This is a genomic window from Eubacterium callanderi (genome assembly GCF_900142645.1).
In the GTDB taxonomy this organism is placed as follows: domain Bacteria; phylum Bacillota; class Clostridia; order Eubacteriales; family Eubacteriaceae; genus Eubacterium; species Eubacterium callanderi.
The window spans coordinates 126,051-140,526 of the sequence record NZ_FRBP01000010.1 but is presented as its reverse complement, the minus strand read 5'-3'; the positions used below and the strand labels follow the sequence as shown (position 1 = coordinate 140,526).

General features: G+C 46.3%; 13 protein-coding genes. 12 read left to right on the top strand and 1 reads right to left on the bottom strand.

Features of this window, described 5'->3' with window-relative positions:
• The first annotated feature begins 342 nt into the window (after positions 1 to 342).
• Positions 343 to 984 carry an endonuclease III domain-containing protein gene (locus BUC22_RS14635; RefSeq protein ID WP_013378615.1) on the top strand — a complete coding sequence of 214 codons (642 nt, stop codon included), beginning with the start codon at positions 343 to 345 and terminating at the stop codon, positions 982 to 984.
• Positions 985 to 1,470: 486 nt separating this feature from the next.
• Here the strand turns inward: BUC22_RS14635 and BUC22_RS14630 are convergent, their stop codons facing one another.
• A complete protein-coding gene (locus tag BUC22_RS14630) occupies positions 1,471 to 1,797 on the bottom strand; it encodes a hypothetical protein (protein ID WP_013378617.1) in 327 nt (108 codons plus the stop codon).
• A gap of 325 nt (positions 1,798 to 2,122) precedes the next feature.
• On the opposite strand from BUC22_RS14630, the gene BUC22_RS22150 reads away from it, so the two are divergent.
• The 11 genes from BUC22_RS22150 to BUC22_RS14575 all read left to right on the top strand — a co-directional run bounded on the left by BUC22_RS22150 (position 2,123) and on the right by BUC22_RS14575 (position 14,324).
• The gene (locus BUC22_RS22150) at positions 2,123 to 2,671 is read left to right on the top strand and encodes a 2-oxoacid:acceptor oxidoreductase family protein (protein ID WP_013378618.1); all 549 of its coding nucleotides are present in this window, start codon (positions 2,123 to 2,125) and stop codon (positions 2,669 to 2,671) included.
• Positions 2,672 to 2,974, top strand: coding sequence for a 4Fe-4S binding protein (locus BUC22_RS22145; RefSeq protein ID WP_013378619.1), 303 nt, complete (start codon positions 2,672 to 2,674; stop codon positions 2,972 to 2,974).
• Positions 2,971 to 4,155, top strand: a complete 1,185-nt coding sequence (locus BUC22_RS14615; protein WP_013378620.1) for a transketolase C-terminal domain-containing protein — start codon at positions 2,971 to 2,973, stop codon at positions 4,153 to 4,155. Before BUC22_RS22145 ends, BUC22_RS14615 begins: the two co-directional genes overlap by 4 nt.
• Complete coding sequence (locus BUC22_RS14610) at positions 4,145 to 5,035, top strand: thiamine pyrophosphate-dependent enzyme (protein ID WP_013378621.1); 891 nt, start codon at positions 4,145 to 4,147, stop codon at positions 5,033 to 5,035. Before BUC22_RS14615 ends, BUC22_RS14610 begins: the two co-directional genes overlap by 11 nt.
• A gap of 9 nt (positions 5,036 to 5,044) precedes the next feature.
• Positions 5,045 to 6,505 carry a 4-hydroxyphenylacetate 3-hydroxylase family protein gene (locus BUC22_RS14605; RefSeq protein ID WP_013378622.1) on the top strand — a complete coding sequence of 487 codons (1,461 nt, stop codon included), beginning with the start codon at positions 5,045 to 5,047 and terminating at the stop codon, positions 6,503 to 6,505.
• 2 nt (positions 6,506 to 6,507) lie between these two features.
• Positions 6,508 to 7,686, top strand: coding sequence for a pyridoxal phosphate-dependent aminotransferase (locus tag BUC22_RS14600; RefSeq protein ID WP_013378623.1), 1,179 nt, complete (start codon positions 6,508 to 6,510; stop codon positions 7,684 to 7,686).
• A 134-nt stretch (positions 7,687 to 7,820) separates the two neighbouring features.
• The gene (locus tag BUC22_RS14595; protein WP_013378624.1) at positions 7,821 to 9,092 is read left to right on the top strand and encodes a Glu/Leu/Phe/Val family dehydrogenase; all 1,272 of its coding nucleotides are present in this window, start codon (positions 7,821 to 7,823) and stop codon (positions 9,090 to 9,092) included.
• A gap of 291 nt (positions 9,093 to 9,383) precedes the next feature.
• A complete protein-coding gene (locus tag BUC22_RS14590; RefSeq protein ID WP_013378625.1) occupies positions 9,384 to 10,769 on the top strand; it encodes a glutamate mutase L in 1,386 nt (461 codons plus the stop codon).
• A gap of 22 nt (positions 10,770 to 10,791) precedes the next feature.
• Entirely contained in the window at positions 10,792 to 12,537 is a 1,746-nt protein-coding gene (locus BUC22_RS14585; RefSeq protein WP_013378626.1) for a cobalamin-dependent protein, read from the top strand.
• A 90-nt stretch (positions 12,538 to 12,627) separates the two neighbouring features.
• Positions 12,628 to 13,467 carry an IclR family transcriptional regulator gene (locus tag BUC22_RS14580; protein WP_013378627.1) on the top strand — a complete coding sequence of 280 codons (840 nt, stop codon included), beginning with the start codon at positions 12,628 to 12,630 and terminating at the stop codon, positions 13,465 to 13,467.
• A 170-nt stretch (positions 13,468 to 13,637) separates the two neighbouring features.
• Positions 13,638 to 14,324 (top strand): GntR family transcriptional regulator, encoded by a 687-nt coding sequence (locus tag BUC22_RS14575; protein WP_013378628.1) that lies wholly within the window; start codon positions 13,638 to 13,640, stop codon positions 14,322 to 14,324.
• Positions 14,325 to 14,476: the final 152 nt, after the last annotated feature.

Here is a 14,476-nt window from a genome sequence, read left to right as displayed (position 1 = left end):
GTATATCAGAAATAAAAAGAACACGCAAACCTTAAAAATAATTTTTAATACTGATGTTGTTTAAAATAATGAGGGCAGAAAAAATTGGGGGACCTTCTTGGGAGAAAAATAACGATAATAAATGAATTGAAGCAGGAAAAAATTATTAACCTGAAAAAACAAATAAGAATTGCGTATTATTTCAATATAAAAGCTGAATTTTTTGATTTAAAAAGGTCGGCGTCTTGTGATTTATCAAAATATTGGTATAATCAAAAGAAGAACAGACAAATTCATCGCAATATGAATACCTTAAAAACCGATGGGTTTTAAGGCAGGGAATAAAAAGAAAGGAAGCTTTATATGACAAAAGAGAAACGGGCACTGGCGATCATTGACCGGCTCAAAAAAGAATACCCGGATGCGGAGTGTAGTTTGGAGTATGACCCGAAAGAAGCCTGGCGGCTTTTGGTGAGTGTGCGGCTGGCGGCTCAATGCACGGATGCCCGCGTCAACGTGGTGGTTAAGGAGCTCTATGCAAAATTTCCGGATGTAGCGGCCCTGGCTCAGGCAGAGCCTGAGGAAATCGAGGCCATTGTGAGGCCCTGCGGTCTTGGTAAAAGCAAAGCCAGAGATATCAGCGCCTGTATGAAGATTCTCCGGGACCAGTATGACGGGATGGTTCCAGATGACTTTGACGCGCTCTTAAAGCTGCCCGGAGTAGGAAGAAAAAGCGCGAATCTGATCGTGGGAGATGTCTTTGGAAAACCCGCCATTGTCACAGACACACACTGTATTCGTTTGGTTAACCGGATGGGGCTGGTGGAAAACACCAAGGACCCCAAAAAAGTGGAGATGGCGTTGTGGAAGCTTATCCCGCCGGAAGAAGGCAACAGCTTTTGCCACCGTCTGGTCCTCCACGGGCGGGAAATCTGTACGGCCAGGACAAAGCCGCACTGTGACCGCTGCTGTCTGGCAGACATCTGCGAAAAAAATGGGGTTTAGAGAAAACTGCTCTCTTAATGGGCTTGCAGGCAGGAGGCAGATGGCGTATGATTAAGTTAAATCAATGAAGAATAAAGCAGCCAGGCATTGACGCTGAAGATGAGCTTTAAGCCAGCCGCCAAAAACGAATACGCTGATTCAGCCGAATGCGTTAAGGGGAATGGAAAGACAAGTTGGAAAAAGCGCTTTGCTGGATGTGTAGTTTACAGTGATTTAGAGATTAGCCAGTGCGACAAAGCTGGCACAATGTGATCCGTTTTTGAGTTTAAAACATAAGTATCCGTTTTTGGGAAAGCGCGCGTCTGAAAACAGCTAAAAACTTCAAAAGGGGAGCACAAAAGCCGGAGCTGTCGAACAAATTCTGGAAAAGGGCCCGTTTAGAGTTTGATAACATGATGGTGACGGCAGAAAATATGAAATTATGATTTGATTGGCAACAATGCTTTGCTCTATTAAGCAAGCCCTGGAATGCTTTCCAGGGCTTTTTTATTTTTTGAGATCTGTATTTGCAGGGTAAAAATAATTTTGGGATTGTCTGTCATAAAGCACAAGCTTTAAAGGCTTCCGGATGACGGTCAGGGTAATGTCAGTATTGCTGTGAAGGGTGACCCCGGTTTTCTGGACCGCGTAGGTTCCATTTCCATAAATGCTGGATTCAAAGGTATCATCCGGGTAAAGGGTAATGCGGAGGGTAGAGTCGCTTTCTGACTCCCAGGTGCCAGGCTGTATTTTCATCGTTGAGGTAATAATTAAAATCATTAAAAAAAACAGGATAATGAAGATGCCTGCAATCAGATTGAATTTTTTCTCCATACGCTCCTCCAGCAATTTTTTATTATTATAACAAAATAAATATAGCAAGTAAATCAATTAAAAAACAATATTATGATTTAAATATAAATTATAGCATTTAAAATTGATTAAAATTCTATAATATAAAAACATTAATTCCGTATTATAGAATTATAAAGAGTCTTATTTTTTAAATACATTTTTCAGCCAAATGGTACCTTTAAAAAAGTGCCTTAATTTTTTATTATTTTTTTAGAAAATGGAATTGACAAAACCTGATTATGGAATTATAATACAAATATGGAATTAATGATTCCGTATTATGGAATACAGGAGGAAGTATTAAATGATTGAAATTCGTTGGCATGGTCGTGGGGGACAAGGTGCCTTCACAGCAGCCCGGCTCTTGGGAGATGCCGTTGTGTGCGACGATAAATCGGCGTTGGCTTTTCCATCGTTCGGACCAGAACGCAGGGGGGCTCCGGTATTAGCTTTTACACGAATTGATGATGCGCCAATCAAGGATAGAAGCGATGTTGTCGATTGTGATTGTGCCATTGTGTTGGATGAGACGCTTTTAGGCGCGCCGGTTAAGGCGGGGTTAAAGCCTGGGGCAAAGGTGATTATCAATACAATGAAGCCTGCAGAGGTATTTGATTTCAGCGACTGTGAGGACTGCAAGGTTATTACCGTCGATGCGACAGGCCTTGCGCTGAAAATCCTTGGACGGCCCATCACAAATGTCCCTTTATTGGGCGCGCTGACAGCGGCCACAGAGCTGACAAGCCTTGACTCCATCTATAAGGCCATTGATACGCAGCTCCCTGAAAAGGTGCGGGCAAAAAATAAAACGCTTTTGGAAGAAACCTATAATACTGTAAAGGAGGCACTCTAAATGAACCGACCTAAATTATCGCCGCCACAGCCGTCAGGCACGATCGAGCAGCTGCCCATGGGGCCGTCGACACGTTCGGGCCATCTGATTGACGTGAGCTCAGGGATGCGGACATTCCGGCCGGTGATCGACGCGGAAAAATGTGTTAACTGCCTGCGCTGCTTTTTAGTGTGTCCCGATGGCACCATTGATAAATCAGGAGATATCCTTGAAATAGATTATGATTACTGTAAAGGCTGCGGCGTATGTGCGAAAGCATGTAAGGTTGAGGCCATTACGATGATTAAGGAGGCAGACGCATGAGCGAAAAATTATTTGTATCCGGCGACGAGGCTGTCGCATTGGCGGTCAGACAGGCAAAACCACATGTGATTGCCGCTTACCCCATCACACCTCAGACAATTGTAGTAGAACGTCTGGCGGATTATGTAGAGGATGGCAGTCTTGACTGCCAGTACATGTATGTGGAATCTGAACACAGCGCCATGTCGGCTGTTATCGGCTCCGCAGCCATGGGCGCCCGCTCCTTTACCGCAACATCGAGCCAGGGGCTTTTATACATGGTTGAAGGCCTGCACTATGCCAGCGGTTCCCGTTTTCCAATTGTTATGATGAACGCAAACCGTTCACTGGCAGCGCCCTGGAATATTTACGGTGATCAGAGAGACTCTTTATCTCAGCTGGAATCAGGCTGGATTCAACTATATGTTGAAAACGTTCAAGAAGCCTTTGATACCACCATTCAGGCTTTCAAAATCGCCGAGGATCCTGAGGTCATGACGCCGGTCATGGTCAACCTGGATGGTTTTGTTTTAACCCATACCTACGAGCCTCTTGAGATGACCGATCAGGCGGCAGTAGATGCGTATATCCCTTATCAGGACTACATCAATAAGCTTAATCTGGAGGACCCGGTGAGCACCTGTATTACTGCGGGACCGACCTATAATACAGAGTTCCGTTATCAGCAGCAGATCGCAATGCTGAAGGCTGAGAAAGTGATTGACGAAAGTGACGAGGAATTCGGCAGGCTTTTCGGACGCACCTACGGTGGTATGGTAGAAGCATACCAGTGTGAGGATGCGGAAGCAATCTTGGTGACAATCGGCAGTGTGACGGGAACAGCCCGCGTGGTTGTGGATGCCTGCCGCGCAGAAGGTAAAAAGGTCGGTTTGCTGAAGCTCCGCTGTGTACGCCCATTCCCAACGGAAAAGGTAGCAGAGATCGTTAAAAACGCTAAAGCGGTCGGTGTCATGGAACGTGATATCAGCTTTGGATTTGAAGGCGCAGTCTACTCTGATTTTAACTCTGCCCTCAAACAGCAGGGTGTGGATGTACCGACCTGTAATTATGTTGGGGGCTTAGGCGGCCGCAGCATCTCAAAGGAAGATATCAGCGGTATTTTTGACGCACTGCTGGCAGGCAATACTGAAAAGCCTGTTGAATTCATTAATGTAAGGAGGGACATTGATTATGGCGCTTAATGCAAAAACAATCCCAAATGAAGAACTGTTTTATGGTCATAAGGCCTGTGGCGGCTGCGGCGGAGCCCTTGCGATTCGTCTGGCCCTTAAGGTGCTGGGAGAACGAAGCATTGCGGTTATTCCGCCGAACTGCATGTCAACGGTTGCTTTCGTATATCCGCATATGCCATTGTTTGTCAATGGGATTATACCTCCCTTTGCCGCAACTGCGGCAGTGATGTCCGGTGTTTTGGCAGGAGCAAAGGCCCTGGGGCTTGAGGACTACCATGTCGTTGGCTTTGCCGGAGACGGCGGCACCTCCGATATTGGCCTGCAGGCTCTGTCGGGTGCTATTGACCGTAACGATAAGGAAATTTTTATCTGCTACGACAATGAAGCTTACATGAACACCGGAATCCAGAAAAGTGGCTTAACGCCCTATGGAGCAAAGACCACAAACACGCCTGCAGGAAAAAATATTCACGGCGCGGCGCGGCCAAAGAAAAAAATCTTTGAGATCATTGCAGCCCATGAAATCCCATATGCGGCTACTGCCAGTGTCGGCTATCCGGAAGATTATTTGAGAAAACTGGAAAAAGCCAAGAACTGTGATGGGCCTTCCTTTATCCACGTACTCGCCCCCTGCCCGACAGGCTGGCAGACACCCACGGATATTTCAATCGAGCTGGCAAAAGAAGCTGTCGATAACGGCCTGTGGTATCTGGCAGAATATGAAAACAAGGAATTTACACTCAACCGCAACCCTAAAGAGTTTACCGATATTTCGGATTATCTCTCAAAGCAGGGCCGGTTTTCACATCTCGATGAAAATGACATTGCACTTATCACCGAAGGCAGAGATGAAACCTGGGAAAAAATACGCAGAGATTGGGTGAAATAGGAGAAAAAGATGAAAACAGCACGCGATTATATTGACAGCCTGCGCGATCGGGATATCAAAGTTTATATAAAGGGAGAGCTGATCGACAGCGATAAGGTCATTGATCATCCCTTTATTAAAGGCCATGTCAATGCAGCTTCCATGACCTACGCTCTGGCAGGTAGCCCGCAATATGAAGATTTAATGACCACCACCTCCCATTTAACGGGAAAAAAAATCAACCGGTTTACACATATCCATCAAAGCGTCAGCGATCTGGTGAAAAAGGTCAAGATGCTTCGCATGATCTCTCAGAAGACAGGTACCTGCTATCAGCGCTGTGTGGGCTTTGACGCCATGAACGCGACCTATTCCGTTACCTATGATATGGATAAGGCAATGGGGACAGAGTACCATGAACGTTTTAAAAAATTTCTTCTGTATGTACAGGAAAACGACCTGATGATTGCCGGAGCCATGACAGACCCGAAGGGTGACCGCAGTTTGCGCCCAAGCCAGCAGGCAGACCCGGATTTGTTTGTCCATGTCGTGGACAAAAACGAAGAGGGCATTGTTATCCGCGGCGCGAAAGCGCATATGACCGGGATGGTTAATTCTCATGAGATGCTGATTATGCCCACCATGGGAATGAAGGAAGATGACGCGGACTATGCAGTCTGCTGCGCGCTGCCGGTGGACGCCCCGGGAGTGATCCATATCTTTGGCCGCCAGACAAATGACGACCGGAAAATGGAAGGCGAGATTGACCAGGGCAACGCAAAATTCGGTATTGTCGGCGGCGAATGCCTGACGGTTCTCAATGATGTTTTTGTCCCGTGGGAGCGTGTGTTCATGTGCGGCGAAACCTCTTGCTCGGGGCTTCTGGTCGAACGTTTTGCCTGCTACCACAGACAGAATTACGGCGGCTGTAAGGGCGGTGTTTCCGATGTTGTGGTCGGCGCGGCTGCGCTGATGGCAGACTACAGCGGATATGGAAAGGCGGGCCATGTTAAGGAAAAGATCAACGAGATGATTCACCTGACAGAAACCCTCTATGCCTGCTCCCTTGCCTGCTCCTGTGAAGGAAAGCCCACGGAATCCGGCGCTTATTTTGTAGACCCGCTGCTGGCCAATGTCGGTAAACACAATGTGACACAATTGATTTACGACATCGACCGTTTGGCACAGGATATCGGCGGTGGTATAATTGCTACAATGCCATCGGAATCTGATTTGCGGAATCCGGAAATCGGCAAATATGTGGATAAATACCTGAAAGGCGTGGCAGATGTGCCAACCGAGGACCGGATGCGCATCGGACGCCTGATCGAAAATATGACCGGCGGTACGGCACTGGTGGAAAGCATGCATGGCGCAGGATCGCCCCAGGCCCAGAAGGTCATGTACTCCAAGCTTTCCAATCTGGAGAAAAAGAAGGAGTTTGCAGCGCACCTGGCAGGAATCCACTCTGATAAAAGTGAGGAAGAATAAAGATGAGCAACGAGATCAATACTTATTTTTCGCAGGTAGCGAATGAATACCCGGCTTCCGGAATCCGGAAAATGTTTGAGATAGCAGCACAGTATGACCCAAAGGAAATTGTGAATTTAACCGTTGGTGAGCCGAATTTTGATACGCCGCAGAATGTAAAGGACGCGGCAAAGAAAGCCATCGACGATGGATTTACCCACTACAATCCAAATGCTGGCATGCCGGCGCTGCGTGAGGCCGTAGCCCAAAGCTACGCCCATTACAACTGCGGTTACCAGGCAGATAATGTCATCATTACCGTCGGCGCCTTAGAGGCGCTGACCCTGGGCCTTTTAACCATCGTTAACCCGGGAGACGAAGTGCTTGTGCCGGATCCATGTTTCCCCAACTACCTGGGTCAGATTATGATTACCAAGGCAAAGCCGGTAACCGTCCCTGTATATGAAGAAAATGACTATAAAATTCAGGCAGAAGATATTGAGAAGGCCATAACCCCCAAAACCAAGGCGATTATTCTCAATTCCCCCAGCAACCCTCTTGGTTCCATACTGGAAGAAGAGGATGTGAGAGCAATCGCCAGGGTTGTTGAAAAATACAATCTGTATGTCTTCTCCGATGAAGTCTATGACAAAATCATTTACGACGGGCACAAGCACTTCAGCATGGCGCAGATACCAGAGCTGACAGACCAGGTGATGGTTATGAACAGCTTTTCAAAAGCCTATGCCATGACGGGTTGGCGTATTGGCTGTCTGCTGGCAGACAGCGCGCTGACAAAAAGAATGGCCCAGATCCAGGAAGGGATGGTGTCCTGCGTGTCCACCTTTACGCAGGTAGCTGCCATCGAAGCGCTGAAGGGTCCCCAAACCGCAGTGCAGCAGATGATCGCAGACTATACCAGACGCCGTGAGATTTTAATTGACGGGCTCAACGCAATTCCAGGCTTTAGTGTAAAAAAATCTCCAGGCAGCTTCTATGCATTTGCCAACATTAAAGCCTTTGGAAAGACATCACAGGAATTCGCGGAGGACTTAGTCCGCGAGGCGAAGGTCATCACCGTGCCCGGTTCTGCTTTCGGAAGTATGGGTGAAGGCTATATGCGCTTTGTCTTTGCAAATTCAGACGAAAATCTGAAGGAAGCCCTTCAGCGAATTGACGCATACGTTAAGAAAAACTATTAATTTATTTTAAAGATAAACAATCCTCTATCCCCCTCTTGAAATAAATAAGCAAAAAATAAAAATGTAAAAATACCATTAATCTCTCTACCAAAATACCAAACCTTTTAAATTTATGATTAATATGGAGTAAGAAATTGAACAGTCAAAAATCAGAATACAATCCTTATGATAACTTTTTGGAAGTTGTAGACACAGCCGCAGGTAAGCTGGGTCTAGATAAAAATGAATACATTACCATCACTTATCCTGAAAGAGAACTGCAGGTAGCGGTTCCCGTACATATGGACGATGGCTCCATCCGCGTGTTCAAGGGCTACCGTGTGCAGCATTCCAGCGGCCGCGGCCCAAGCAAGGGCGGTATCCGCTTTCATCCCAATGTCAATATCGATGAGGTAAAAGCTCTGGCGGCGTGGATGACCTTTAAATGCGCGGTTGTCAACATTCCATATGGCGGCGCCAAGGGCGGCGTTGAAGTCGACCCTTCGGAATTATCCAGAGGAGAAATGGAACGCCTGACAAGACGCTATACCGCGGCAATCTTACCGCTTATCGGGCCTGAACGCGATATTCCCGCGCCGGATGTGAACACAAACGCGGAGGTAATGGGCTGGATCATGGATACCTACAGTATGTTCAAAGGCTATTCTGTTCCCGGCGTGGTCACAGGAAAGCCCATTGACATCGGCGGGTCTCTTGGAAGAAATGAAGCAACCGGCCGCGGCGTCAGCATTGTGGCCATGGAAGCCTTTAAATACCTGGGCATTGATTCGCCGTCTCTCCGCATTGCCGTACAGGGTATGGGGAATGTTGGCGGCACCACTGCGCGCCTTCTGTCCGAAGCTGGCTATAAGATCGTTGGTGTCAGCGATGTCTCCGGCGGATACTATAAGGCAGACGGACTGGATATCCGTGACCTGGAAGCCTATATTGCAAACAGCAGCAGCCACTCTCTGGAAGGGTACAGCGCTGAGGGCGTCGAGAAAATTGATAACGACGGCCTGTTGTGCTGCGATTGTGATGTGCTGATTCCCTGCGCGCTTGAAAACCAGATTACCGCAGATAACGCAGACCGGATTCAGGCAAAATTAATCGTTGAGGGCGCTAATGGCCCGACAAGCGTGGAAGCCGATGAAATTCTTACAAAGAGAAATATAGCTGTTATCCCAGACATTCTCGCAAATGCCGGCGGCGTTGTTGTATCTTATTTTGAGTGGGTTCAGAACACCCAGAATCTGACCTGGGATGAAGACAATGTCAACAGCACGCTGCGTAAAATTATGGTTGACAGCTTTGGTGAAGTTCAGAATATCCACGATACCGATGGTGTGACATTTCGTGTGGCAGCCTACATTCTTGGGCTTAAGCGCCTGAGCATGGCGACAAGAATCCGCGGTATCTTCCCATGATATAAGATTATTGGGCAGTAACTTTGTAACAATCTTATCGGAGAAGACACCTCCTGCTTGAAATAACCATATCGAATACACTTCGAAATCAGAGACATGATGCGCCGGTAAGATCGTGCAGAATGTTGCAAAGTTTTAATATATTGCTAATAACTCTTTTATCAGAAAAATGCCTGCTTCCTTATTTCCTACGTGCTTATGGGCAAAGAATGATAAAAGAGTTATTTTTTTAGATTTGACTTTGAGGGTTATAACTGTAAAATTAGATTATCAGACATAGGGGGGAGCAGCATGGAGTATCGTATTTTATTTGATTTTGGAAGTACCTTTACAAAGGCGGCAGTAATCTGCAAAGAAGAAAAGGCAGTAGTTTTTACCACCCGCCATCCGTCGACGGTGAAAGAGGACGCGCGGATTGCCATGAAAGCGTGCCTTTCGGATATCCGCAGAGCCATTGGCGGGAGCGCGGCGGACAGGGCTGAGAAGTACGCTTCCAGCAGCGCGGCCGGCGGACTCCGGATTGTGGTGGTTGGATTGACCTATAACCTGAGCATTTCTGCGGGGAGAAATGCGGCCTTTGGCGCAGGCGCTAAAATTATTCACGTCACAAGCGGCGCTCTGACAAAGGAAGAAATTGAAAAAATAGAAGGACTGCCAGCCGAGATGATTCTGCTGTGCGGAGGCTATGAAAATGGCAACCAGACAATTATCAGACATAATGCGGAAATGATTGCCCAGAGCCAGATCAGCTGTCCGGTTATCTATGGCGGCAACAGCCAGGTTGCACAGGAGATTCGCGCGAAGCTCCTGCAAAATAAAAAGGAATGTTTTCAGGCACCCAATATTATTCCTCAGGTCGGGGTTTTGGATATTGATGTGGCCGAAGAGATTATCCGCCATTTGTTTATGAACCGTATTGTAGATATGAAGGGACTCGGCGATATTATCAAGCTGGTTGACGGCCCCATTGTTCCGACACCGGCAGCGGTTTTGGACGCAGGCCTTCTGCTGTCTCAGGGTACCAGTGGGCATGACGGTCTTGGCGAGTTAATGCTTGTGGATATCGGAGGCGCGACAACAGACATACATTCCTACGCCGAGCACACCTCCTATGAGGGCGCAAGGCTAGTAGGCGCAGACGAGCCCTATGCCAGAAGAACGGTTGAGGGTGATCTGGGAATGCGCGAGTCGTCCGATGTGCTGGTGCGTGAGCTTGGGATGGAATTTTTCGCAAATGAAATAGGGGTGCCGGAGGAGGTGCTTGAAAAGTCCATATCGTATAGGGTGCACAATACTAAATTTCTGCCGGGCACTTCCCTTGAAAAACGTATTGACCAGATCATTGCCGAGAGCGCCGCGTATCTGGCGGCCAGACGGCACGCGGGAGTTATTGAGCATAAAAGCAGCAATTACTGCCGCAGGATACAGCATGGAAAGAATTTAACGCATGTGCGGACCATTATCGGCACAGGCGGCCCGATTATTAACAGTGAAAATCCTGAAGCGATTCTGAAGCATGTCCTCAGGAGGAAAAAAGGAGAGAAGGACGCTCTGCTTCCTTCGGCAGGTGATTTTGTGGTGGATCGGGATTATATTCTATATGCAGTGGGTCTGCTGAGCTATGTTGATAAAGATTTGGCGTTTGCTGTTGGGATGAACAGTATCATAAAAAAATAAGAGGATCAAGGAGACACTAACCATGGAAATTAAAATGAAAAAACGATTTGAGTATAAGAATTTGCCGGATATGAAGAGTATTTTGGACGAAGTGGATAAAGTGGCCGCGGATACCGTTATTGGAAAAACTTTGTTCATGAAAGAAAAGGGAGTGACGTCTGAAGCCGAATATAAGCGTAAAATGGCAGAAGAGGGCCATATCATGAAGCACAGTCATATTGGCTGGAACTCATGGGACGCCACCGCAAAGGGTGTGGAAGAGGTTTATAATACCCTTCAGAAGCGGGGCAGCTATGTCGATCGTTTTGGATTTTGCCTGGACTGGGTTATGGGTGTGCCGGCAGAATACCGTGATAAGCTGCCTGTAGGAACAGGGCTGACGTTTAAAAACCCTGATGAGTGGCAGAAGCTTGGGCAGATTGTCCCTGTTCAGCCGCATCTGGGCGACCATATGATCGCCTCGTGCAATTCCTTTGAAAACACACGCTACGCACTGGCAGCCGGTGTAACAACAATTGGAAACGTTTCGCACTACTATACCTATGAGTATCCCGGGGTAGATATTGAGGAGCAGCGTGTTATTGACATGCTCAAGGCCATTGTTCTAATGGGAAAATTTAAAAACCAGGGGACCATTATCCATTCAAATGTAGACGATGGATTCGGTTCTCAGTTCCATGACCTGGCCAACCTTGTGGGCTGGTGTATCATGGAAAGATATATCGTAGAGGAATTGCTGGGCGGCCGAATGTGCCATTGCTTCGGTAATCTTTTCAGCGACCCTGTTTTGCGTATGACCTTTAATCAGGCGATGTGGGAAATCAACACCTACAAAACACCAGGGTCCATGATCTATGGGAACACCATTGACTTCGGCTTTGACTATGACCGCAACTTCGGCGCTTTGTCCTCCTTTGTCATGGCAGACAGCATGGGGCAGTCGAAGTGTCCGACCGGCCACGCGGTAACGCCGATTCCTGTGACAGAGGCGGCCCGTGTTCCGTCGATTGAAGAGATTGTACAGGCACATATGACGGTGGATATGATGATTGAAAAAGGACGCTATTATTTGCCGTACATCAACTGGACAGAGATAAACGCCGAAAAAAACCTGCTGGTGGCGTGCGGCAGAATCTTTTTTGAGCGGATCATGAATGGACTTGATGATTTAGATGTGGATATTACCCACGCAGGAGAGATACTGGGCGCGTTAAAATCCATTGGATCAGAACAGCTCGAAGAAGTTTTTGGCGTTGGAAAAGCAGATAAGCTGGCAATGCGCGGGCGCGTACCGGTGCGCCCAACCAACATCGTCATGACCATCAATGAACGCCAGCGTGAGATCAGCGACCAGATCCAGAATCTTGAAGGGGCCCTCCAGGACGTTAACGTGATTATCGGTTCAACCGATGGCCATGAGTTTGGAAAAGAAATCGTGAAAAGTATTCTGCTTCAGGCCGGAGCGAACGTGTTTGACCTGGGTAAAAGCGTTCCGGTGCAGGATATCCTGGATACGATGATTGAAAGTGAAAGCCGTTTTATTGTGATGAGCAGTTTTAATGGCATTGCGCTCAGCTTTGCCCGGGAAATGCTGGAAGGCCTTGAAAAGAGCGGCATGGACGCGCACCTGATCATGGGCGGGCTTCTCAATGAAAACAAGGATGGCAGTGATCTGGCCGTGGACGTCAGCGATGATCTGCGCGCTCTTGGTGTGTCCTGCGATAATAACGCTGAGGGACTGGTCGATACGATTCGGGCTTTTCTGTAAATTGCAGACATAAAAAAAGAATTGAAAAAATAGAATAATTGTTATATAGTTAGTAATATAGAATCGGGAATTCTAAATTAAAGAATCGAGGTGAGAAATACGGCTAAAAATGAAAATAACACAGCGGCAAAAGGGAAAACCGCAGAAAAGGAAACCTCATTTTCAAAATCGATCCTGAAGACACTGAGCATTCTGGAACAATATTCCAAAGCGGATGAGCTTGGAATCAAGGAGCTCAGCGAGAGTACGGGAATCCCTGCCAGCACCGTGCAGCGAATCGTAAATACCCTTGTTATGAAGCAGTATCTGGTGCAAAATCCGCATACTTTAAAATATCAGCTGGGCATTGCGTTTTTTAATATCAGCAGCCGTTATTCCAACAGCCGTGACTGGGTAGAGGTGGCCAAAGCGCATATGGAAGAACAGGTCGAAAAGACACAGGAAACCGTCAATTTGGCTATTTTGCAGGGAAAGAGCGTCATTTATCTGACAAAGGTGGACTCCCCGCATATTCTGCGCCCCAATTTTACAGTAGGAACAGCCTATCCTGCGCTGAATACCGCTCTTGGCAGATGTCTGCTGGCATACCAGCCGTGGGATAAGGTTGAGAGAATGATCAGGCTGCAGCCGAATTTTAATAAAGATATCAACGAATTTCATGAAATGCTGGAAGAAGTTGAGCGGAATGGCTATGCGACAGAGGATGAAGAGTTTCAGCCTGGACTTTTTTGCATCGCTGCCCCGGTATGGGACGCGAATGACCGTGTTGTCGCGGCAATCAGCACGAGTATCCCTAAGATAAGACTGAATGAAAGCAATAAAGAGAATATTATAGGTATGATGCAGTCCACAGCATCTCAGATTTCACTGGATTTGAAAAAAAGATTTACATATATTGATGTAGATAAGCTATCCTCAACAATCCGTTAATGCTTAAAAAGCCCTTGTGATAACATTATATATCATAAGGACTTTTTTAATTTGGATAAAAGTAATAAATTACGAAAATAGCTTGACAAGAAAACAGGAAAGTAATACCATGAATACAACACATGTTTTAGTATACTAAAATATATATTGTATTTAAATGTGGAGGAACTATGAAAGAAAAATATAGTGAGGAAAAATCACTAACAGAGCAAGTATACTCAAAAATTAAGGAAAGGATACTGACACTTGATTATCCACCAGGGATTGCCATTACTGAAGCAAATCTGGCTGAGGAATTTTCAGTAAGCCGTATGCCGGTTCATATCGCGATCCAAAAATTAACCAATGAGGGATGGATTGAGACAGGCTTCCGCAAAAAAGTTTATGTGAAGGGAATTTCAGTAAAGGATGTAAGGGAGATTTACGAAATCCGGGAAATTCTGGAGGTCAAGGCTCTGGACACCATTTTTGAAAAAAAGTTGAATTGGGATTTTTCATTTAAGCTTGAAGAAAAATTTGTCCGTATGAAGGCCAGTTACCATGATTACTATGCCTTTGAATATGCGGACAGCGAGGTACACCGGACAATGGTCAGTGTTTTAGACAATAAAAGGATTGATCAGATTTACCTCAACCTTCAGGATGAGCTTGTGAGAATTATGGTTTTGATTTTTAAATACCGCAAAAGGGATAATGATTATGCAAAACAGGTCATTGAAAGTATGAGGAAAATCATCATAGGTATCAGGGAGAATCATTATGATGATGCGCTATACCAATTGAAAAATGAACACCTTGCCTCTGGGGTTGAAGAGGCGTTGGAAGCAGTTGATTTTTATAATGAGAGAATCATGTAACTGCGGATTTAAAAACAGTTCCCTATTTTGAAATATGGTTTTTACAATAAATTTCATATTGACAATTGCACAGATACCGGATATAATTTGACTATAATATGGAATTAATAATTCCATATAGTGGAATCGCAAAAAGCGCGTTCCAGTAAAGC